Here is a 23,203-nt window from a genome sequence, read left to right as displayed (position 1 = left end):
ACACAACGGGTGGGGACAAATGCCCCCACCCGTTGTGTTGCACCAATGAATAAAAAACTCCTTTGTAAGGTTTAGAGGTGCTCCTATAGCTCCTTGAGGGCAAAAGGGGATGAAAGAAGATTTGTTATATGTGGCTCGACGAATTGAAGAAACTATGCTACACTGCGTTTAAATATACAGGTAGCAAATACAACGTTCTACGTTGCGAAAGGCAGGCGCGGAATGGCAACGTGTACATTTTGTGGAACTAATGTAACAGGAAAAAAGTTTTGTCCTGAGTGTGGTACCGCCGTACAGCCAGCTGCGGCGGCTGTACGGCACTGTCCTCAGTGTCAGGGTGAGGTGCGGACAGATGCGTCTTTTTGTATGCATTGTGGCGCGTCATTGAAGGGGGCTGCGGCTCCTGTGACTCCACCCCCACCTGCGACGCGTCCGTGTCCGGCGTGTCATACGCAGGTGGGATTGGATAGTGCGTTTTGCACGCAGTGTGGGCAGGATATGCGTTTACCGGCCCAGCCCACAGGTCTGCAGTGCAGGCAGTGTGGTCAGGCTAATGCCGCCAATATGAGATTTTGTGGCGGCTGTGGTGCACCCCTGGGCAATCAGTCGGGGCAGTACGCTCCACAAGCGCCTAATCCTGCCTATCAGCAGCCATATGCACAGCCGTATCCCCAGCAGCCTCAGCCCTATGGACAGGGCGGCTATCAGGCGCAGCCGATGATGGGACAGCCACCGCTGGCCCTGCGCTGTCCGACCTGTATGGCTATGGCGCCTGTTGGCTCGACCAACTGTGTGAGTTGCCGAACCAGCCTGGCTGGCGTGGTGCCGACTCCTGTTACCATGCAGGGTCAGCAGGGAGGTATGGGTGGTTTTTTGCAAGGCAATGGTGGTAAATTTGCCATGGGTGCGTTAGGTGGAGCCGCCGCTGTGCTGGGTGGTGAAATGTTGATGCACGGCATCGAAAATCAGATTGAAGGCGATATTGGTATGGGGGGTCATCGTCACCATCATCGCCGTGATGATGACGATGGAATGTTGGGCGGCCTGGGTAGACTGGCTGACGATATCGGCCTGATTTAATCTCCCCTTTCTGGATGGAGTATGTGCATATCTACTCCATCCACACCGTTCGCACCGCTGCTGGCGTGTTCATATGCACTGATGAAACCATAAGTCAAGCTTGCGGCTTTTCTTCCTATTCCGTTTGTGTTCTGTTGCGGCAGCCTGCTAAACCGTCTATAATACTGCGAGTAATCTAAATTTGTATGCAGGAAATTGAAGAACAGTTAAACCATCGGATTTGTATCAGTATTTTTTTGATCAGGTACTATAAGGAGATCGGGGCACTCTTTTCACCATGAATGAGGCTCTGTGCCCAATTAGCGAATGAATTACGTGCGAACAACACTACATAATGGACTACGCCTACTTACCACCCATATGCCTGGTATGCGCTCTGCGAGTATCGCTTTCTTTTTTAATGTTGGTTCTCGCTATGAGCCAGAGGAGATCTCTGGCGTTTCTCATTTTATTGAGCATATGCTTTTTAAGGGCTCTCAGCAGTATCCAAGTGCGAAGGCTATTTCTGATGCGATCGAAGGGGTGGGAGGTAATTTTAATGGGAGCACCGGTAAAGAGCTGACCAACTATACCGCGCGTGTCCCCGGCGAATATTTATCGGTGGTACTGCAGGCCATGGCCGATATGATTCGACGCCCGCTTTTTGATCCCACGGAAGTGGAGAAAGAGCGTGGCGTTATTATTGAGGAACTGAGTGCCACTCAGGATGATCCGCAAGAGTGGGTCAATCTTTTAGCCGATGAGGTCATGTGGCCGGGTTTGCCATTGGGGCGCGATGATGCTGGTTCGGTGGAGGTTGTGTCGCGTCTCCAGCGTCAACAGATGCTGGACTACCTGGGTACCTATTATCGACCCAACTCCCTGGTGCTCAGTATCGCGGGTAATATTGACCATGAGCAAGTCATCGCGCAGGTAAAGCAGTTATTTGAGGATTGGGAGCCTGCGGATCATCCTCTCTGGACGGAAAGTTTTCCGCCTCGTGGTGTTTCCCCCGTGCGTATGATTCAAAAAGATACGGAGCAGACAAATATTTGTTTAGCCACGCTTGGAGCCGCATATGCATCCTCAGACTATTATCCTCTGCTGCTGATTAATGGTATCCTTGGTGATGGAATGAGTTCGCGTCTTTTCCAGTCGATTCGTGAAGAGCAGGGCCTGGCCTACGATATTGGAAGCTATATCAATAGTTATTATGAAACTGGTAGCCTGGTAGTCAGCGCGGGTGTTGATCCTTCGCGCGCATCGGCGGCCGTTCGCGCAATTATTGCTGAACTTACCCGATTGCGTCAGGAGCCGGTTCCTGCTGATGAGATGCAGCGAATAAAAGCGTATGTTCGGGGTGGCATTCTGCTCGGTTTAGAAGGAACGCAACAGATGGCTTCCTGGTTGGGAAGTCAGGAATGCCTCTATAACCGCGTGTGGAACGTGGACGAGGTAATTGCAAAGGTGGATGCTGTCACTGTTGAGGATATACAGCGTGTAGCGCGGAACTGCTTTGCTCCTGAATGGCGTCGTCTGGCGATTATCGGGCCAGACTCTCCCCATCGGGTTGAGCAATTTAACAGATTGCTCATGGGGGCATAGGCGGGAAGAGGAGACCAAGTTTTATGGCACAAATAACGCTTCGTGATTATTTGCAAGAGATCGAGGACGCAATTAGTTCGAAACGCGTCGATGAGGCTCTTGCCAGTTGTCAGTATGTTCTGGCTTTTTTTCCAGAATCGCTTGAGGCGCAACGTCTTCTTGGTGAGGTATATCTGGCTCAAGGTAAGTTGGAGGATGCGCAGCAGGCGTTCGATTGGGTATTGACCAATGATCCTGATAATGTCATTGCCTATTGTAGTCGTGCGCTGGTCAGTGAGCGTATGTCTGACTACGATACCGCCCTGGATTGTTACCAGCAGGCTTATGAGCTGAGCCGGGGAAACGGACAGATTCGGCAGGCATTTAATCAACTGAGTGAGAAGGTGGGGCAGCCCGGTTTCATGTTCTCACGCGCGGGACTCGCGCGCCTCTATATGAGAGGTGATCTGCTGATCCAGGCCGCTCAAGAGTGGGATATTGTGCTCTCAATGTACCCTGATCGCCTGGATGCTCGCACCGGTCTACTGGAAGTCTACTGGCGGCAGGGCCTTTATGAAAAGGCTATCCCACTGGCGGAACAGATCCTGCGGGATGTGCCGGGATGTATCAAGGCGTTATTGTTATTGGCCTACATGAGGGCGCCACAGGATATGTTGCGCTCACAGGAGTTGATCAAACAGGTAGAGGCTCTCGACCCGGACCTGGTGCTTGCCCATGATTTATTTGCTGACCATATGGCCAATCAGGCTGGCGATCCTTTCCTGAAATTGTTAAGCAAGTCGCCCGCGGTAATGGGGGCACCTGGCTCAGCGGCTACCATATCGCCCTCTCAATCGGCAGATGCCCAGGCAGCGTTAAACGTCGGTGGGTCCTCTGTTTCCGCTGATGCCTTATCCGCCTGGGGTAGTAATGCAAGCTGGAATAACGATGAAACGCTGGTAAAGCCGCGTTCAGATCAGGCTGCCTCTCAGCCCGACATTCCGTCGCTACCCTCGTGGATGTCTGAGGATATTCCATCTAAATCACAGAGCACGACGTCTTCATGGGATAATAACGACGCCTGGAACGCGGCTGCTCCACAGCAGGCATCGACGCCCACTGAGCAACCTGACCAGGCGGAGCCGTGGCAGCTTTTGCAGAATGCCTTGAATAGCATCAATCCTGACGCAGCCAGGCAAGCGTCCGATCCGGGTCTGGAAGAGTCCAACGCGCCAGCGTGGCCGGACACAAGTGGCATTGGCTTTGTTCCGCAGCATGCAAATGCCGATGCCTCTGATAGCCAGGAGACAGAGCTTGCTGCCGATGATCATATAGGGGAGGATGCTGGTCAGTCATGGTCATTTGCGATCCCTGAAGCGGCAAAAAATAATGCGGCGGTCCCCGCCTGGTTAAACATGCTCGCTCAAGATGAAGCCAAACAAACAGAATCGCACCAGCCAGAGGTAGCGAAGCCCCAGGAAGAGCAACCTGTCTCGTCTGAGAAGACGGTTCAGCCGGGACCGGCGGACCAGTCTCAGCCTTCTGTTGAGCTTGCCAAACCCTCTGAACCAACACCAGAGCGAGCTGACACTCCTCAACCTGAAGAAGAGTCGGAGGAGGAATTGCCCTTTGGCCCGGCATGGCTGAAGTCTCTTGGTGCGGCTTCCCTGGAGGGTACCGGCGCGTATGATTTTTCTGAATTAGTACGACAGCGACAATCCGGCGATCTCCCCTCTCAACCAGATGTCGTGGCCGCTTCTGCTGAAGCTCGGCCAACTCAATCACCCCAACCCGAGATCCCCGCTCCGAGCCAGCAAAGCAGCGGAGCCTCATGGGAACAACCTGCGGTACAGAAGAGTAGCGGAGCCTCGTGGGAGCAACCCGGGGCACAGAAGAGTAGCGGAGCCTCGTGGGAGCAACCCGGGCCAACAGTCGCGCAACCAAAAGCGCAGGGATTCCAGGATCCCTCCTGGTTACTGGAGTCCCCATCCCAGACCCAAAAGAAGCAGAGCAGTCCTACATGGGAGCTACCTGATGCACAACCATCTGACCAGCAACCATCTCCTGCGGCTTCATCAACCGCTGAATCCGCACTGAACCAGCTGGTTGAAGCGTCACAGAGTGCACCGGCGGACGCTGATCCCTGGGCTGCCTGGCAATCAGCCTATGCTCCTTCTCAAGGGCAGCAGCAGCCGGCTGAGAACCAGGATTTCTGGTCTTCATTTGAGTCTAATCGTGAGCCTGCGCCACTTGAGCAGCCTTCCTGGATGCAGCAGCTAAGTCAAAGCAGCGCCTCCTCATCCGATCAGAACTCTGATGTAACATATGAGGAGTCAGCCGAGCAGGTTAACCCTTCCTGGTACGAGCAGCAAGCTCCGGAGCCTGCGCGTGAAGAGACCGTACAGCCAGCGGAAAGCGTTCCATCTGCTGAACCTGCCCGGCCCGTCGTGGAAGATCCCTGGGCTATTCTCAATCAGCAGGCGCAATCGCAGTCGATCGACTATGATTGGCTGGCTCAACTGGCCGGAGGCACCCAACCATCCGCCAGCGAACCCGTAGCACAGGAAGAGACAACCAATGCACCTGATGAAAAACCCGATGAGGGCCAGCAAGCCGCCGAGGAGCAAAATCTGGTCACGACCCTGGAAGAGTTAGAGCAAAGACTGCTCTCGCGTGGTTTTACACCGCTTGAGCCAAATTCACTGGCTAGCATTGCCCAGAGCCAGGAAAATGGACAGGAGTCAGAGGAACAAGCGCAAGAGGCGGCAGAAGGCGATCGTTCCTCATCCGCAAGCACGTCCGAGCCTTCTCTCTCGTCGGCTCTGGCTGAGTTGGGGAACTTCTTCCCGCGACCGGCTGAGCCAACTCCAATAGAGACCCAGGCCCCATCCGCTGAGCCATCCTGGTTAGCGGCGCTGGGCACGGTTCCTGCTGCGAGAAATACGCCGCCCTCAGAGGCTCCAGCCCCTGAGCAGCCGATCGTGGAGACTGCCCCAGAGACCACCGATACGCGGCAGCCTCCTGTACTTGCGCAGCCATACGCGGCCCCATCGCGACCGGCTGAAACGGTTGCATTCCAGCCATCGGAGCATGTGTCCACAGAACCTGAGGCGGCCTCTGTAGCACACGTGAATCCTCTACTGGATAGTGAGCTCGAAACTACCATGAAGCGACCGGCTGTACGCTTACAGCCTGTGCAGCGTACGACCACCCGTGACGCGGGTCATATGGGAGCAAATCGTACACGTAGTGGTGAAAGGGCGGGACAGCGTGTTGCCGAGGGCGGAAACATCAGCCATCGCGAGCGCTTGATTAGAGGTTACCAGGCGCAATTAATTGGAGATTTTGATAACGCGATGCAAGAGTATCGTGTGATTATCAGGAACGCCCCTGAATTGCTTGGTGAGGTCGTTAGTAATGTACGCGCGTTACTGAAGCTGGCCCCTAACTATTCTTCTGGATATCGCGTCCTGGGTGACGCGTATATGCGTCAAGGGGAGTACTTACAGGCGATGGAAGCATACAATAAGGCGCTAACAATGGCCAAGAAGGCGAAAGCCTGATATTGGTGAGTATGGTACATCATCCAGAAAGAAGGAGTCTTTAAGTGGAAACCATCCTGCAACGTTTAACAGACCTCGAAGAGGTACATGACGCGATTCTTGTTGGGAAAGATGGCCTGATTGTCTCTGGTATACTACACAGCGAGGACGAGGAAGTTACTGGGGCGATGGCGGCCGCCGCTTTTGGCTCCATTAGCGACTTAACTACCCAGGTACATAATGGTGAGGCGAGGCACGTGATTGTCGAAACAAAAACTGGTACAATCCAAATGGAAGAAGCAGGTGACCTGATCCTCATCGTTACCACACAGGGCACAGGAAATCTTGGGCGCGTACGCGTAGAGATGAAAAAAGCCTGCCAGCAACTGATCCAGTTGGTTGCCAGTTATTAATACACATAAGGAGTTTCTGTAACGTTATGGAACGTACATTGATTTTGCTTAAACCCGATGCGGTACAAAGAGATCTCGTCGGTGAAATTATTTCCCGCCTGGAGCGCAAAGGCCTCAAGCTGGTCGGCTTGAAGCTGATGAGCCTTTCCAGCGAACTGTTGAATGAGCACTATAGTCACCTGGTTAGTCGCCCATTCTTCCCCGAGGTGAAGTCCTTTATGCAGCGCACCCCTGTCGTCGCGATCTGTGTCGAGGGTTATAAATGTGTGGACGCCGTTCGCCTGCTGGCCGGTGTTACCAACTCCCGTGAGGCCACGCCTGGCACTATTCGTGGTGAGTTCTCTATGAGCATGCAGGCCAACTTGATCCACTGCTCCGATTCCCTGGAGACCGCGCAGGTTGAGGTACCTCGCTTCTTCAAGCCTGAAGAGCTTTTTGAGTACGACGACATCCTGCAGGATTACGTCTATAACTCCACCGAGCGCTAAATAAAGCGCCTGCTATAGAAAAGGGCCAGCGAATGCTTTCCCGGCGGGAAAGCATTCGCTGGCCCTTTTCTTACATAGTATCATGCAGCGCAGCCACATCGACACACATATATGATCCTGCCAGAGCAGGCCCTATATGGATGAAGAGGTGAAGGCGATAACATGTATGGTGAGGACAATTGTGTTCAGATGTATTCTGAACTTGCTCAGGTCCTGATAAATTGTCGACGCGTGTCCAGGATCAAGATAGAGACGTGTGCTCCAGGTGGACATGGATCGTGGATTGATAGCGGCGATCTGGTATCTTTCGCCTGATGCGTTAACGTGAGGTTGCCCCGGCGGCCGTAGGTTCCTCAGCGGTGGCATGCTGAGCTTGTTTTCTTTTCTTGCTGAGACGCCAGCAACAAGCCTTGCTACGGAAACACTTTTCCTGTTCGTCAAGGGTCTCAGGTGGGGTGCCTTTGAGACAGAACACCTGATACATTGGTTCTCCCGATACATCATTGCATGGGAACCAACGTTCCCGGTAAAACGGGCAAGCATTTTTGTGCCTGCGCCAGTTGGAATTTTCTGCTGGATTTGTTTCGATTGTCCCTGCCAACCAGGTATCCTTCCTAACTATATGTGACGTGCTATATGTGAAAACGATGGTTTGCACCTAGTATACCATATCTTTTCTGTAGTAATAGGGGTATGACTACAGACAGTGTGGGGGGTGTAATGGTATAATTGATTATGAAAAAACCGGAGTAAGCTCTTGCTTAAACAGAAGTTTGATAGCGTCCCCTGGACTACTACCCAGACCTTCAATGGAATTTTCTTGACCCTGGTTCCATGGATTGCATTTACAGTTGTAAGCTCTCTATTCAGCACCAGCACTACAGGTCAGGCGGCCAAACCTCTTAATCTACAGGCAGATATAGCCAACGCCGTGGTTTCGCTTATTTTTTCACTGATTATCTACAGCGCTTTTTTGATGGCGCCGTTCTTTTATGCCCGGCGTTACAGTCAGACAACTGGAGCCGATCAACGTTCAGTCTGGCAACTGTTGGGGTTCCGCCGTTGTAATGTGGGCCTGGCGGTGCTACTGGTGCTCGGCTCATTGGTGCTGATCGTTTTACTGAACCAGGTCTACTCGTACCTGATTACGACGTTCCATCTTCCTCTGCAAACGAATGATCAGCTTGTTTTGCAGCGCGCGAAGACTGCTCCCATCACGACCTATGTCTCATTGTTCATCGCGGTTGTCGTGGCGCCTTTCTGCGAGGAGATCTTTTTCCGAAGCTTCTCATTTATGGGACTCAAAAACGGTATGCCACCGGTGATGGCGGTGATATTGAGCGCCTTGATCTTTGGGGCCGCCCATGGTGATCCTGCCTCGCTACCGGTCCTCTTCTTCATTGGTATCGCTCTCGCTGTTCTGCGCCTGGCGACTGGCTCTTACTGGCCCGGCTACTTCTTACACTTTTTAAACAATGGCCTGAGCGCCCTGCTGATCATTCTGGCTGTACACGGGGTCCATATCTGATCCTGTATGCAGCCGTTTCGCCTCCTGCTCGCAGGTTAGTGATTGGTCTGACGATGGAGACGCCATTCTTCTTGAAAAACCCTGATGGCAGCGAGTAAGAGGCAGAGGAAGCTTACCTGGAGGAAGAAGACGTTTTGCTCAGTGGTTAACGTGCTGGACCTGTTAAGAACGATGAGCAGGAAGGTTGCCAGGCCAAAGAGAAAGGTGAGCCCGGGCTGATCACGCCAGCATGAGGGGCGCAGCCACCAGACCGCCAGACTCAGATAGAGTGTCCAGGATACGATCCTGCCCTCGATGAATATGAGCGAACTGGTCCCTGCGGGCACTTTCAGATAGCTATAGCCAAGGTAGGCACAGAAGGCCAGGAGTACCAGCCAGAGCAGGATTGCATCCCATAACTTCAGTCGTACGCGAGCTACAGAGAGGCAGAGGGCGCCTGCAAGCAAGGCGCTGCTGGTAGCGGCGTGTATCTGAATCGTTAAGGGATCCTGCGCACCCACGCCATGTTTGCTTAACCAGAATCCTCCAAAGTTGCAGGCAGCCCAGATAAGCCCAAACAGGGCTCCTCCACGTACCCACCAGGAGTGACCAGTCAGCAATACCACCAGCCAGGCAACCATGAGGACCACGCTATACACCATGGCCACTCGCTCAACCGAGTAGAGACCGCTATTGAGCCAGATGAATGTGATCAGGCTGGCAATGCCCAGTCCAAAGCCAAGCAAGGCCGCGAAGAAAACAATAAACGGTGGCGTCCAGATGATGGCCTGGGTGCCAGTTATGTTTTCTTCTGGCTGGGAAATAATATCTGAATGTGTTGAAGACTGCATGTTTGTATCCGTCACAAAAAATAGCCTTATCTTTATATTTTGTTGAATCTATTCTTCTAACGAATGAGTTCTGCTATCTGGCACACTGGCAACCAGAGATCCTAATGGTCGGCCCTCTTTATGCAGTGATGGGACACAACGGGGCGTATCTGCGCCCCGTTGTGTCCCATCACTGCATAAACTTTTGGCGCACCGCAGGTTTATTCCTCGATGCCTCCAACCAGGTCAAAGGCCTGTTTGCGTAATGCCTGCATGCCTTCACTGAAGTGCACTGGATATGGTTCTGTGACCGTGAGTTGCCGATAATGTTCTGGCAAAAGGTTGAGATTATACTGAGCTAATTCGCGAATCTCCGAGAGCGGTGGCAGGCTGCCGGGCACGACTTCTCCATTGCGAACGACGGGTTTGAGTAGTCGGTGATAGCTGTCGGGCCGTGGCTCATGGGATAGCTGGATGATATCTTCTTTCCACTCGGGATGGCGATAAATCTCTTTTTTGCCCGGCCAGGTACTTTTGGCGCCGGCGATTTTAATTTTAGGGTATTCATTGCCCAGATCATCTACATACCAGGCTTCTTTATAGACGGTGCCCAGCGCGCCCCCCTCTACCTGTTGCTCAAGCGACCCCGCACCACTGCCCAATGCCGTCCCTACCCCGAATGAATCGACGGTCGCGCCCTTCTGCAGTATTTCCTGGATCTTCCACTCATCCAGATCTCCGCTGGCGAGGATGCGTACGCTATGCAGTCCTGCTTTATCCAGTTGCTCTCGTACATAGATGCTATCAGCTACCAGGTCTCCGCTATCCAGACGTACCGCCGCCAGCGTATGCCCCAGCGTTTCCTGGAAGCGCAATCCTACTTCGATCGCGGTATGAATGGCACGCCGCACATCATAGGTGTCCAGCAGTAGCGTATAGCGATTGTACGCCTCAGCCACCGCTTCAAAAGCCTCTTTCTCCGTAGGGTACATCTCGATCAGCGCGTGAGGGACCGTGCCAGTCGCGGGCAGGCGATATTCATAGGCTGCGTTGAGCAGCGAGGTGCTGGAACAACCTCCAATGTAGGAGGCGCGCGCCACTGTCATGGGTTCCTGTGCGCGACGAAACGAGAATTCGGATACGCGTCGTGGGCGCCCCTGTTCGGCTGCATAAACGATACGAGAAGCCTTGGTCGCGATCAAGGTAGATAGCCCAATGGCCTGTAGCAGACCGGCTTCGAGCAGTATGGCTTCACGAAATGGTGCCGTGACCCGTAAAATAGGTTCGTGAGGAAAGGCGATGCTCCCCTCAGGCATGGCCAGGATCTCTCCAGTAAAGCGGAGTTCCGCCAGTTCATCAAGGAAGGCCGCATCGTAATCGCGAATATGGGCCAGAAACTTTAACTCGTCATCTGTATAGCGGAATGACTGAGCAAACTCTACCGCCGCCTCAAGCCCGGCCACCAGTAAATAGGCACCTCCGAAGGGGGCCCTGCGCGTGTAGAGATCAAAAGTGGTCGATCCATTCTGTCCTGTCCGCCAGGAGACATATGCTGAGTCTGGATGGTACATATCTGTCATCAATCCTGGATGTATACTAGGGGCACGACGATTCATAGCTACTCCCTTTCTTCCGTTTGCGCGCTGCTACTTAGTGTATTTTTTACAATATCACTCTAAGTGCTACCATTGTACCATACAGAAACAAGTATGGTTTTCTTTGTTATGCTGGACACTCTTGTATACTATTCGTGTGCTTGCTATCTGTTGAGCCTGCTACCCTCTTCATAGGCATCTGGCGTCACTATAGTGCTCTGGTTGATCAAATACGACCCCGGGGGTAGCCAGTGCATTTATTTGTTAGCAGCTATAGATAACCATGCACAGTGCTGCGAGTGGTAGCGGTCTCATGCATGCCCATCATTGCAGCGGCTTCTTACTCGTGCACGCAGCAGGTTATCTGAATAGATACATATCACCATCCTTTATGATGAGGAGCAACTATGAATATCACTGTCATTGGTAGTGGCTTTGGTGGGTTAACCGCCGCCATTCGGTTACAGGCTCAGGGCCACCAGGTAACCATGTTTGAGAAGCGTGATAAGCCCGGTGGGAGGGCATATGTATATGAGCAGGATGGTTTCACCTTCGATGGTGGTCCGACCATCATTACGGCCCCCTGGCTCATTCATGATCTCTTTGAATTGTGTGGCAAGAAAACCGAAGACTATGTAAAAATGGTACCCATCGATCCTTTCTATAATATTCGCTTTGAGGATGGCTCGATTTTCCGCTACAACGCTGATCGTGAACAGTTGCTGCGGCAGATTCGGGAATTTAATCCGGAGGATGAAGAGGGATATATACGGTTTGCGCGCGCGGGTGAGAAGATCTTCAAAACCGGTTTTGAGCTGATCGATCAACCTTTTACCACCTTTGGCTCGATGGCTAAGGTCTTGCCTGACCTGGTACGCTTACAATCCCAGAAATCTGTCGCCGCTTTTGTGAACCAGTATATCAAAGACGAGCGTCTGCGCCAGGTCTTCAGCTTTCATCCTTTGCTGATTGGCGGCAATCCTTTCCAGAGCACCTCCATTTATGCCCTGATCCATACGCTGGAGCAGCGCTTTGGAGTCTGGTTCGCTATGGGGGGGACCGGTGCCCTGGTGCGTGCGCTGGTCAGTCTCTTTGAGGATATGGGCGGCCAGCTTCATCTCAACCAGGAAGTAAGCGAGATCGTCATCAATGAGGGGAGCAGGCGGGCCGAAGGAGTGGGTACGCGCGCGGGTGAGTTTTTCCCGGCGGATATCGTCGTCAGCAATGCAGATGTGGCCTTTACCTATATGCGCTTGATCCCTGAGCGTTTTCGTCAGAAGAATAGCGATCGCAAGCTCAAAAATATGCAATACTCGATGTCGCTGTTTGTGCTTTATTTTGGCACCGATCGCAAGTATGAGAATATGGCTCATCATGAAATCCTGATGGGGCCGCGCTATAAAGGATTACTGGACGATATCTTTAAGCGCAAGGTCCTGGCCAAAGATTTCTCGCTCTACCTGCATCGACCGACCGCTACCGACCCCTCTCTGGCGCCCGAGGGCCACGATGCCTGGTATGTCTTATCGCCTGTGCCGCACCTTGGAAGTGATACCGACTGGACCACGACTGCCCGGCCCTATCGTGACTCAATCATCCAGTATCTGGAAGAGCACTACATGCCGGACCTGTCCCGGCATATTGTGACCGAGCACCACATTGATCCGCTCCACTTCTGCAATGAGCTCAACAGCTATCTTGGCAGCGCCTTCTCCGTCGAACCCATCCTGACGCAGTCGGCCTGGTTCCGACCCCACAACGTTAGCGAGGATATTTCCAATCTATATTTTGCTGGAGCCGGAACTCACCCCGGTGCGGGTTTACCTGGGGTCATGAGTTCGGGTAAAATAGTAGCAGATATGATTGGAGCTAGCGCATTCGATCAGACGATGCAGTCGCTGGCGCCAGCGTCAAAGGGAATGTTATGATATGATTTTATCCTGAAAACATAGCCCATATCAGAACATGTTTTTGGGGATAGAGAAGGTCGTATCTCGCCCTGCTATTTCGTGTGGTGAAGAATTGGAGATCCTCTATTTCTTCACTTCACCTCCTTGTGTTCGGTTGACATGTGTGTGTTAATCGGTGATCCAGTTTGGAAGTAAAGGAGTTTGTCTATGGCTGGGCAACATCGATGGGCGCTAGGGCTTGCGACCAGTACCGCGAGCATTCTGGGACTGACAGTCACCAGCGGATTGGCACTTGTAGCGCATTTCTTTGTACAGGAGTTTTCACGTCCTCATACCCCTATCCCGGATTCGGCGATGGACTGGGGGATGCCCTCGGTCCTGATTGAAGAGCCGCCACAGATGGCGCAGCGTTCGTTGCTCTTTAGTACTGCCGATGGAACGCTGCTCTGCGGGGATTTCTGGGCCCAACCGCAGCCGGCGCCAACCGTTATCCTCTGCCATGGCTATCGCATTTCGCGCTCTCATCTGCGTTCGGTGGCGCAACTGGAATATGCGCGAGGGTACAATGTTCTCTTCTTTGATTTTCGCGGCCATGGAGATAGCGAAAGCGTCATGACCACCGCCGGCAATGCCGAGGTACGCGACATGGAAGCGGCGATCTTTGTGGCCGGCCATCAACCAGAGACCCTCCCCGGCAAGATTATCATCCATGGTTTTTCGATGGGAGCGGCGGTTGCCCTGCTGACTCCTCCACATCCAGATGTGGTTGCCATCATTGCTGATAGTCCCTATGCTCGCTCAGATGATATTCTACGCCGCCTGGTTGCCTTTCGACTGGTTGATGAATGGCTCAAGCGTTACCCCCGACAACCTTTGCCACAATTGCTGGTGACGCTGCTGGCCTGGAGCATCGTTGGCATGAGCCGCATCGTGTTCCGGCTCCGTTATGGTTTTACTGTCATCGCGCGACCCGACACCAGCTTTAAACGCTGGAAGCAACGCTCGAAAAAGATTTTAAAGTATCATCCTATACCCATACTCTTAATCCACTCATCTGGAGATAATCTGATACCAATAGATCACGCCCATCAAATCAGGGCTGAAGCGGCTGCCTATGGGGCTCCTCTCGAGACCTACTTTGTCGACGCCAAAGTCCATTGTGGTGCTTACGGCTGGAATCCTTTGCAATATGACCTGGTCATTCAGTCATTTTTAGCCAGGCATCTCGCCGATGCTTTGCCTGAGCGCCATCGTCAGCTCTAAATGTTTCTGCTTCCTCGTATGCCCAGGGCATGGGGAACGCAGACGTCCCCATACTCATCCCTGTTGATGCGGCAGGGTGCGGATCCGCACCCTGCCGCATCAACATATTTTTCCATCTTTGGAACAGGCACAAAGCCATTTTGTGATAAACATTGTGATCCCTCCCCTTGCATATTTGCGAACTTACGTGCATAATCTATTACAAGAAGCGCTCAACATTGTAGTTGCATTCTATGCACTCTATCATCTATGTATGTTTTTGCTGTACATGAAGGAGCAAACGTAAAAATGTTTCCAATGGAAGAGGTTTCACAGACGACTGAAGCTCTCGAGCAGCCCCCACAGACGACTGAGTCTCTCGAGCAGCTCCCACGTACGTTCGATCACCGTAGTGCTTTGAATGAGCGTCGTCAACACATTTTACAGCAGAAGCAGGTCGAAAAGAACACGGACACCCTGCCCTCTCTCGGGTCGGAAACCCCTGGTGCTAGATTCGTCTGGCGACAGATGGTGCAGCTACGTGAAGAGAATCGGCGCCTGCGGATCTCTCTGGAGGAATTGCAGGAACGTTCCAGGCAACTGGATGAAGAGAAGGCGCAACTGCAGGGCCGTTTTGAGGAGGAGATTGCCGTCATCCATAGCGGGCATCAGCAAGATATTGCACACTATCAAACCCATCTCTTAGAATTGATGGATGAGCGCAATCACCTGCATGATGAGTGTGCGGCACTGAAAGTGGCGCAGCAGGATTTTGCCCAACGCTTTGAGCAGTCGGTCGATGAGGAGATCCAGCAGCGCCTGAATGCAATGGCTCAGACATTAGATGGTCTGGCGGTAGAAGCGGAGATGCCAGCCCCCCTGTTGCGTTTTGTGCAATCGGCAGAGCTGCGCGCCCGCAGCGATGGAGATCGATACCTGGCTGAGGCGGTTCATTTGAAGCGCGAGATGGAGCGCATAACAGATACGCTATCTAAGGAGCGTCAGCACCTCGATGAAGAGAGGCGCCAGCTGGCTACCTTACAACAGAGTGCGTCCCAACAGGCGCAGATGCGTCAGAAGCTCTTAGATGACCGCTTTCGTGCGCGTTGGAAGACAGTCACGCTCTCGACTTCCGCTGGTCTGCTCCTGTTGCTGGTTATTTCTCAGTTTGTCTGCCTGGCACTTTTGCATATCGCGCTGGGCGGAGCAGTGACGTTATCTCTCTTATTGCCGATTCTTCTTTGTGCGTTGCTGGTGGCGATTATGGTCAGTCCACCTGTGCGCTTCTTGAAACATGTGCGTGAGAGCGTGCCGCAGCGGAAGAAATACGCAGCCCCCTCTTCGTCCGACGCGGCATGAGTAGCGTGAAACGCGCCTCCCTCCTGGGAGGCGCTTATTTTTTCATGCGCAGAATCGTCTGAATCAGCTTGCGATTGGTGTTAACCGTGCTTCCAAGCAGGTAGGCGTGAAATGTTGCCTGTTGGAGGCCCGTACTGTACGTGGGATAAGGATGAATGGTATTGTAGATATGGCTGATGGTGAGGTGGTGTTTCATGGCCAGCGATAGCTCCCCCAGCAACTCTCCTGCCTGTGACCCGATCAGATGGGCCCCCACGATCTCCTCCTTGCGACCCTTGAGGATTAACTTGATGAAGCCAGCCTGTTCATGTTCTGTTTGAGCGCGATCAATCTCACGCCAGGGAAAGGTAACCGCGCGTACATGTTTATATTGGCCCTGCGCCTGCGCGTGTGTCAGGCCAATATGAGCGACCTGGGGCCTGGTAAAGGTGCACCAGGGAAGGACGCGATAATCGACTTTCTGCTTTCCAATCGGAAGGAGCGCATTGCGCACGGCTACCCCGGCCTGATAGGCTGCAACGTGGGTAAAGAAAAGATCGCCCAGCACATCGCCTAGCGCGAAGATATGCGGTAGATTTGTTTGCAGATAATCGTTGACCACGATACCTCGTTCTGTATGATGGAGGCCGATAGAGGCTAGCTCCAGTCCCGCAACATTGGGCCGGCGGCCCGTGGCGACCAGCACCTCCTCCGCCTCCAAAAGCAGCGTCTGCTCATCTTGCTGGATACTGAGCCTTTTCTGACCATCATGCTGACTGATCTGGAGTGCTTGGGCCTTGGTATAAATAGTGATGCCATCCGCGCGCAGCAGATCGGCGAGAGTCTCAGCGATTTCTGGCTCTTCGCGTGGTAACAATTGCGGCGCGCGTTGTACAATGGTTACTCGTGTTCCCAGCCGGGCCAGTGCCTGCGCCATCTCCACGCCCACCGGCCCACCACCCAGCACAATCAGAGAAGACGGCAGGCGGGTGAGATCGAAAACCGTTTCATTGGTCAAAAAACCAATCTCTGCCAGACCAGGGAGAGCCGGTATGGCGGGACGCGAGCCGGTCGCGATTAAGGTATAGCGGCTGGTGATGTTCTTGTCGTTGAGCCGCAGTACACCGGGTGATTGAAATGTTACCTTGCCGAAGGCTATATCTACCCCTTCAATATCTGCCTGCTCATTGGCGGCAACGCGTCCAATCACCTCTTGAATATACTGACCAACCTTTTCCATATCGATCTGCCCTTGTCCACCCTGTACGCCAAATCGCGCGACCTGGCGCGCCTGCATGACCAGGTCAGCCACATGGATCAGACTTTTGCTGGGCACGCATCCATAATGAAGACAATCGCCTCCCAATCGTTCTTTATCGATGAGAAGTACCCGGGCACCCAGCGAATGCGCGATCCGGGCCGCCGTCAGCCCCGCCGAGCCTCCTCCAATAATGGTGAGATCATAATTCATAAGAGTGTTCTCTTCTCCTTGAGCGTTGTGAAATATGCTTTTTTGTGTAGGTGCAGCCGCGTCAAGCGGCTGCACCTACACAAAAAAAACAACCTGAAAGGTTTACGTGTCAAAGTGTGATATATGTGGTACGTATATATCATAGACGTGTACGTTTGCCCGGGTCCGCCAATGTCATTCAGTAGAGGGACACGTACAGGTTGGGAAGATTGTTTCGTATTCTTAAGGAGAAACCTTTATGACTCAGCAAGCTACCGCTCCTCACTTAAAGAAGCACACGATCTGGCAAAGTGGTCGTACACCAGATCCCTGTGCCATTGTGCTATTTGGAGCCACCGGCGATCTGGCGCAACGTAAGATTCTACCAACCCTGGCACACCTTATCCACGACCATCCCCAGCCCGAGACTATGTGTATCGTCGCATTTGCCCGTCGACCGTTAGGTGATGATGGCTGGCGCTCCATGGTGCTCGAATCGCTCGATAAATATATGCCTGAAGATGACAAACTGGACGATGAGGCCAGGCAAGCCTTCGCCAAACGCCTCTTCTATTGCCAGTCAAACTTTGACGAGGATGAGGGCTACCAGCGTTTAAAGCAACTACTCGAGAAATTAGATAAAGAAGAGGGAACCGGTGGGAACCGTCTCTATTATCTGGCGACGCCACCCGACACGGATGTTGAGATTATCAAATCGCTGGGCAAAGCTGGACTGGCCCAGCCCGAGCAGACATCCCAGAATGGCAGCAACGGCCAACAAGAGAAAAAATCCTGGGTGCATATCATCACAGAAAAACCCTTTGGACATGATCTGGAATCGGCCAAAGCTTTGAATAAAGTCATCGGAAGTGTTTTCCATGAGGATCAGATCTACCGCATCGATCACTATATGGGAAAAGAGACCGTGCAGAATATCGTGGCCTTGCGCTTCGCCAATAGTATTATGGAACCGCTCTGGAATCAAAAGTATATAGATCATATTCAAATTGTGGTTGCTGAAAGCCTGGGCATTGAGGGCCGAGCCGAATATTATGAGCATGCGGGCACCATTAAGGATATTGTGCAGAATCATGTGATGCAGATTCTTTCCTTGACCTGTATGGAGGCGCCGGCTGACTTTTCGGCCAACGATATTCGTGACGAGAAAGTTAAAGTGTTGCGCGCTATCTGTACGCTGACACCCGAGGAGGTGGCCGAAAGGACCGTGCGGGGTCAGTATACCGCGGGTACCATGGATGGTCAGCAGGTTCCGGGGTATAAACAAGAGAAAGGGGTCGATCCTAATTCCACGACTGATACGTTTATGGCCCTCAAGCTGTATATCGAGAACTGGCGCTGGGCTGATGTGCCGATATATATTCGCACCGGCAAGCGTCTCCCTAAACGCAGCACCGAAGTCATGGTTCAGTTCAAGCGTGTGCCCCATCAGTTGTACTCCAAAGATGAAATCAGTGGCATGAAGCCCAATCGCCTGATCTTGCGTATCCAGCCTGAAGAGGGGATCTCGCTCTGTATTGGCGCCAAGAAACCCGGCGCGGCCAATGATCTCTCAAGCATCGATCTGGATGCCTCGTATAAGACCGTCTTTGGTATCGAACTGCCAGAGGCATACGAGCGTCTGATCGCCGATTGTATTCTGGGCGATTCTACTCTGTTTATCCGTCGTGACGAGATCGAGGAATCCTGGCGCATCATCGATAGTATCACCAGCGCCTGGGCAAAGATGGGGCCAGAGACCGTTTATCCTTACGCCGCTGGCACCTGGGGTCCTGAAGAGGCGAATAAATTGATCGAGCGCGATGGCCGTGAATGGGTGAATCCCTGATGCGGTAGCCGGATACAAACAGAAGAGACGAGCAGCCGATTGGTTGCTCGTCTCTTCTGTTTTCTGGTGTAGTAGCATACACTTTTAACAGTGGGGAGAAGTGGCTACTGGCACCTTATTTATTTGGATCGAGGGTGTTGTCAATCTTGCGCTCGGTATGACCAACAGTCGATTGGGTCTTGCCTTCGAACTGCTTAGAATCGCCACGAGCCTCTTCCTTAGGATTATCTGTAGCGTGGCCGAGCTTACTCTGGACTTTACCAGCGGTCTCTTTCAGCTTACCCTTCAAGGTATCCTCAGTGCCCTGGTCGCCTAAGTCTTTGCGGTCGTTATTGTAGTCGCTCATATGATTTTTCTCCTTTGAATGAAGCTTCTTGCGCTTTATTGCGTTAGGATGAAGTAATTTTCACCCTTCCCTTGTGATACTCATTAGAGGGACCAGATGGATACAAATAACCTCTACTATCAATAGATCCACATGCTTTAACAATATTGTTGTATAAAACATATCTATATATTTTATAGTAGTGCAACAGGGGTGCGGACGCACCCCTGTTGCACTACTATAAAAAAACAGGGCGGCCGCGTCAGCGGCCGCCCTGCGTCTGCTCTGAAAGAGCTATTAGCCCAGAAGCTCTTCCATCTGGGATAGATGGGTTTCGAAGAGCTGGAACGCCTGTCGCACCGGTTCCGGTGTGGTCATGTCGACGCCGGCATTGCGCAACAGATCAATGCTGTAGTTGGACGAGCCGGAGCTCAGGAATTTCAGGTAGCGCTCAACCGCTGGCTGACCCTCGGTAAGGATCTGCTGCACCAGGGCTGAGGCGGCCGAAATGCCAGTCGCATACTGGTAGACATAGAAATTGTAGTAGAAGTGGGGGATGCGCGCCCATTCGATGCCGATCAGATCATCGATGACGGCCTCGCCACCATAGTACTTCTCATTGAGGCCCCGGTACAGGGCGGTCAGGGTATCGGCGGTCAGGGCCTCGCCACTCTCGGCGTGACCGTGGATCTGCTGCTCGAACTCAGCGAACATCGTCTGCCGGAAGAGGGTGGCCCGGATATCCTCCAGCGCATGGTTGAGGATAGCGATGCGCAGCGCTTTATCGTCGGTGTTTTTCAGCAGGTATTCGGTCAGCAGGCCCTCATTGAGGGTCGAGGCGACCTCGGCGACAAAGATGGTGTAGTCTCCATACTGGTAGGGCTGATTGCTGCGGGTGAAGTACGAGTGCATCGAATGGCCAAGCTCATGCGCCAGGGTGAACATGCTCTCGCGCTTCTCCTGGAAGTTCAGCAGGATAAACGGCTGGGTACCATAGGCGCCGCCGCTATAGGCGCCCCCACGCTTGCCCGGTGTTTCAAACACATCGATCCAGCGTTTTGAAAAGCCATCCTTCAGCACGGAAATATAGTTTTCGCCCAGCGGTGCCAGCGCCTGAATAATGGTATCGCGAGCCTGTCCATACGTAATGGTATCGCTGGTCTCTTCCACAATCGGGGTATAGAGATCATACATGTGCAATTCATCAAGCTGCAAGATGCGCTTGCGCAGCTTCATGTAGCGATTGAGCAGTGGGATATGCTCGCTGACCGTAGCGATCAGATTATCGTAGACGCTCTCCGGAATATTGTAGCGTGAGAGCGCGCGTTCGCGGCTGGAACTGTAGTTGCGCTGCCGTGTATAGAAGATATCGGTTTTTACCTGCGCCGCCAGGGTGGCCGCGATGGTATTGCGCTGCTTCAAGAACGTGCCATGCAGGGCCTCGAAGGCATCCTTACGCACGCGTCGATCTTTGCTGCGGATAAAGGTCAGATAGTTGCCCTGCGTCAGCTCAACTTCTTCGCCCTCTTCATTGCGGATCACGGGCAGCTTCAGGTCAGCATTATCAATCATTGAGAAGATCGCATCTGGAGCATCGCTAATTTCGCCGGCGGCCGCCAGCACGGCCTCTACTTCAGCGGAACGCACATGCGGCCGCTTGCGATTCAGATCCTGAAGCTGGACATTATAGAGCTCCAGGCCCGGCGTCTGCTGGATGTATTGATTGAGTGTCTCCTGCGGAAGAGCGAGGATCTCTGGCTCAATGAATGCCGCGACCGTAGATGTGCGCACGAATAGTTGCATCGCCCGATCAGCCATCGCCAGGTATTTGCTATTGGTGGTATCCTCATCCTTACGCATGGAGGCATACACATACAGTTTTTCCAGTGCTTCTGTGATCTCATCGCGTGTCTGCAGCACTTTTAACAGGGCGCTCCCGCTTTGTGCCAGTGTTCCCTTGAGCGCTTCCAATGCTGGCAGGCGCTGCTGGATATGTTGGAAATCACTCTCCCAGCCGTTATCTTGCGTATAGATGCTCTCAAGGTTCCAGGTATACTCGGTAGGGATCTCTTCACGCTTCTTAAACGTTTGCAATGTTGGTACGACCTTTCATCAATGATAGGAAACGGTCCTGTTTGTTTCTGGATGTACTCACATAATATCATATGTCCCCAGCCCCGGTGACAGGCGTTTCCTCTATGGATGCGCCCATAGTTCAGAGCGCCGGGATGCCGATTCCTTCCATCTATGCGGGAATATACACATCTGAACTTTTTCCTGGGGCTGTTGCTGCGCTGGACCGAGAATGTGCCAGGCCACCATGGAGAGAGAGCGGCGTGGCTTATCATAAATAAGGGGCAGAAACACCAATTTTTGGGGACGCCAGATGTAAGAATGTGTCTTACTCTTGCCACTCTGGGGGAGCGTGCCTGTCCCCACACGCGCGTCCGCTACGCGGCCGCATTATTTTAGTGTATTGGTGCAACAGGGGCGCGAAAGCGCCCCTGTTGCACCAATACACCATGTATGTGTAGCACCGCAGGTGTGAAAGCTAATGAAAGCACTACTCCTCTTCTTCGTCTTCATACTCCTCATCATCATCAAATCCCTCAAGCAACAGATCTTCACGCGCGCCCCATTTGGAGAGGTAGCGATAGAAGTTACGCTTCTTCAGGCGCGTGCGCTCGGACTCCGATTGCGCAGGATTGAGTGGTACGGGATGAGACAGCAAGGGCAGATCCGGGGTGCGCACAATACTCATATCAAGGTCGCGGATAGCAAAGCAGAAGTCGACATCCATGTAGTCTGGATAGCGATATCCCTCATCGAGCAGGCCAGCTTTTTTCAAGAGCGCGCGCTTAAAGGCCATGCACTGTGCATCGATGACTTCAACCTCGTTCTCCTCGCTCTCCTCAAAATGGCGCAGATCATCGGTACGCAGACCACGCGGACCCGTCAGGCCGACCTGGGGGTCCTCAAGTGTTTTAGCCAGAGGGGTAAAGATGTCGCCCGTGAGCACGACATTGCTATCGAGAAACAGGATATAGCGGCCGCGGCTCTGCTGGAGTCCGATGTTGCGCGCCTCGGCGATCCCCATCTTGCGCGTGGCTCGCAGGACATGCACCCGGCTGTCCTGGTGCTGCAGCGCTTCCGCCCAGATATCGAGGCCATCCTGTGAAGCATTATCTACCAGAATAACTTCAATCGACGTATTGCCCGCGTGGCTGAGTACACTATCGACACAGCGGCGCGTCTGCTCGCTGTTGTTCTGAGCAAGGATATTGACTGAAAAGGTGCACAGGTCAGCTTCATCGAGCAATGAAGGCATCTGGCGGATTGTACGATACAACGTGCCATCCACAAAAATGTGGGGCAGAATCACCAGGTGGGCTCCATGTGGATTATCTTTGACGACGTAGCCAGCATCCTCAAGCTGCTGCTTGAGCATGTCAGCGCGATCGTATTGTCCTTTACGCCGAAGGAGGTCACGTTCATGCGAAAGCGCGAGAATTTCTTCGGGAATACTTTGACGATATGGACGGGTAGTCATCTGTAATGTCCTTCCTTGCTACTCTAAACTCTATCCACGAAACATTCCTACCAGCCCGATATAGCGGGTATACGGGTCGGTAGTCCCTCGAAAGTACGTTCCTGGTCCCATTCCATCCTTCCATTTATGTCACGAACAGGGTAACGATGAAGCACCAGCGTATGAATACGGTATGGTGTTTGCTTGTAGTCATGTCCGGGTGCTGTTTTCCTCTGCGTGACTGCTGTGGAACTCTGGCTGTGCGCGGTTCCTTTTCGTGGGACATACCTGCTGTATATCATTGGGTCAACGTAACCAAGTAGACGTAGCGCCCAAAGTCTATCATAGTCGTGAGCAATTGTATATCGATGGCACGTATCTGCATGTATTTATGCCTCACTGGAGTATCCCTTTGCTATTTGAGAAGAAACATACCTGCTGATTGCGTACTAATGGTCCATAGTTGTGCGCTGCAGGTGTTGGAACATATACGTCTGTTGCCACGGTGAGAGGTCTAAAAGCGATGGGATGCGTGTATCTTTATC

Annotated in this window: 16 protein-coding genes; 10 read left to right on the top strand and 6 right to left on the bottom strand. The window is 52.8% G+C overall.

Annotated elements, in window-relative coordinates; genetic code table 11:
- The first annotated feature begins 222 nt into the window (after positions 1 to 222).
- The 6 genes from KTT_RS01890 (at position 223) to KTT_RS01865 (ending at position 8,614) form a co-directional block, all read left to right on the top strand.
- Positions 223 to 1,080: a double zinc ribbon domain-containing protein gene (locus KTT_RS01890; RefSeq protein ID WP_126594375.1), complete on the top strand. Its 858-nt coding sequence runs from the start codon at positions 223 to 225 to the stop codon at positions 1,078 to 1,080.
- A gap of 315 nt (positions 1,081 to 1,395) precedes the next feature.
- The gene (locus tag KTT_RS01885; RefSeq protein ID WP_160145582.1) at positions 1,396 to 2,664 is read left to right on the top strand and encodes a M16 family metallopeptidase; all 1,269 of its coding nucleotides are present in this window, start codon (positions 1,396 to 1,398) and stop codon (positions 2,662 to 2,664) included.
- Positions 2,665 to 2,687: 23 nt separating this feature from the next.
- Positions 2,688 to 6,206 carry a tetratricopeptide repeat protein gene (locus KTT_RS01880; RefSeq protein ID WP_126594373.1) on the top strand — a complete coding sequence of 1,173 codons (3,519 nt, stop codon included), beginning with the start codon at positions 2,688 to 2,690 and terminating at the stop codon, positions 6,204 to 6,206.
- A gap of 44 nt (positions 6,207 to 6,250) precedes the next feature.
- Positions 6,251 to 6,598 (top strand): roadblock/LC7 domain-containing protein, encoded by a 348-nt coding sequence (locus KTT_RS01875; protein WP_126594372.1) that lies wholly within the window; start codon positions 6,251 to 6,253, stop codon positions 6,596 to 6,598.
- Positions 6,599 to 6,624: 26 nt separating this feature from the next.
- Positions 6,625 to 7,086, top strand: a complete 462-nt coding sequence (gene ndk, locus KTT_RS01870) for a nucleoside-diphosphate kinase (RefSeq protein ID WP_126594371.1) — start codon at positions 6,625 to 6,627, stop codon at positions 7,084 to 7,086.
- A 757-nt stretch (positions 7,087 to 7,843) separates the two neighbouring features.
- Positions 7,844 to 8,614, top strand: a complete 771-nt coding sequence (locus KTT_RS01865) for a CPBP family intramembrane glutamic endopeptidase (RefSeq protein WP_126594370.1) — start codon at positions 7,844 to 7,846, stop codon at positions 8,612 to 8,614.
- A gap of 35 nt (positions 8,615 to 8,649) precedes the next feature.
- On the opposite strand, the gene KTT_RS01860 is transcribed toward KTT_RS01865, so the two are convergent.
- Positions 8,650 to 9,444: a hypothetical protein gene (locus tag KTT_RS01860; RefSeq protein ID WP_126594369.1), complete on the bottom strand. Its 795-nt coding sequence runs from the start codon at positions 9,442 to 9,444 to the stop codon at positions 8,650 to 8,652.
- 200 nt (positions 9,445 to 9,644) lie between these two features.
- Positions 9,645 to 11,039 carry a nicotinate phosphoribosyltransferase gene (gene pncB, locus KTT_RS01855; protein ID WP_126594368.1) on the bottom strand — a complete coding sequence of 465 codons (1,395 nt, stop codon included), beginning with the start codon at positions 11,037 to 11,039 and terminating at the stop codon, positions 9,645 to 9,647.
- A gap of 386 nt (positions 11,040 to 11,425) precedes the next feature.
- Here pncB and KTT_RS01850 point away from each other — a divergent pair, with 386 nt between their 5' ends.
- The 3 genes from KTT_RS01850 to KTT_RS01840 all read left to right on the top strand — a co-directional run bounded on the left by KTT_RS01850 (position 11,426) and on the right by KTT_RS01840 (position 15,529).
- Positions 11,426 to 12,946 carry a phytoene desaturase gene (locus tag KTT_RS01850; protein WP_126594367.1) on the top strand — a complete coding sequence of 507 codons (1,521 nt, stop codon included), beginning with the start codon at positions 11,426 to 11,428 and terminating at the stop codon, positions 12,944 to 12,946.
- Between the two features lie 189 nt (positions 12,947 to 13,135).
- Positions 13,136 to 14,191, top strand: coding sequence for an alpha/beta hydrolase (locus KTT_RS01845; protein ID WP_126594366.1), 1,056 nt, complete (start codon positions 13,136 to 13,138; stop codon positions 14,189 to 14,191).
- 288 nt (positions 14,192 to 14,479) lie between these two features.
- Entirely contained in the window at positions 14,480 to 15,529 is a 1,050-nt protein-coding gene (locus KTT_RS01840) for a hypothetical protein (RefSeq protein ID WP_126594365.1), read from the top strand.
- Between the two features lie 34 nt (positions 15,530 to 15,563).
- Here the strand turns inward: KTT_RS01840 and KTT_RS01835 are convergent, their stop codons facing one another.
- Positions 15,564 to 16,979, bottom strand: coding sequence for a dihydrolipoyl dehydrogenase family protein (locus KTT_RS01835; RefSeq protein WP_126594364.1), 1,416 nt, complete (start codon positions 16,977 to 16,979; stop codon positions 15,564 to 15,566).
- Between the two features lie 238 nt (positions 16,980 to 17,217).
- Between KTT_RS01835 and zwf the strand changes: the two genes are divergently transcribed.
- The gene (gene zwf / locus KTT_RS01830) at positions 17,218 to 18,804 is read left to right on the top strand and encodes a glucose-6-phosphate dehydrogenase (protein ID WP_126594363.1); all 1,587 of its coding nucleotides are present in this window, start codon (positions 17,218 to 17,220) and stop codon (positions 18,802 to 18,804) included.
- A 115-nt stretch (positions 18,805 to 18,919) separates the two neighbouring features.
- On the opposite strand, the gene KTT_RS01825 is transcribed toward zwf, so the two are convergent.
- The 3 genes from KTT_RS01825 to KTT_RS01815 form a co-directional block, all read right to left on the bottom strand.
- A complete protein-coding gene (locus tag KTT_RS01825) occupies positions 18,920 to 19,150 on the bottom strand; it encodes a CsbD family protein (protein ID WP_126594362.1) in 231 nt (76 codons plus the stop codon).
- Between the two features lie 276 nt (positions 19,151 to 19,426).
- Positions 19,427 to 21,223, bottom strand: a complete 1,797-nt coding sequence (pepF, locus tag KTT_RS01820) for an oligoendopeptidase F (protein ID WP_126594361.1) — start codon at positions 21,221 to 21,223, stop codon at positions 19,427 to 19,429.
- A 469-nt stretch (positions 21,224 to 21,692) separates the two neighbouring features.
- Entirely contained in the window at positions 21,693 to 22,679 is a 987-nt protein-coding gene (locus tag KTT_RS01815; RefSeq protein ID WP_126594360.1) for a glycosyltransferase family 2 protein, read from the bottom strand.
- Between the last annotated feature and the right edge of the window lie 524 nt (positions 22,680 to 23,203).

The organism is Dictyobacter aurantiacus (genome assembly GCF_003967515.1).
Classification (GTDB): domain Bacteria; phylum Chloroflexota; class Ktedonobacteria; order Ktedonobacterales; family Ktedonobacteraceae; genus Dictyobacter; species Dictyobacter aurantiacus.
Note: the sequence above shows the minus strand (reverse complement) of the source record. Positions and strands in the feature narration are given on the sequence as shown.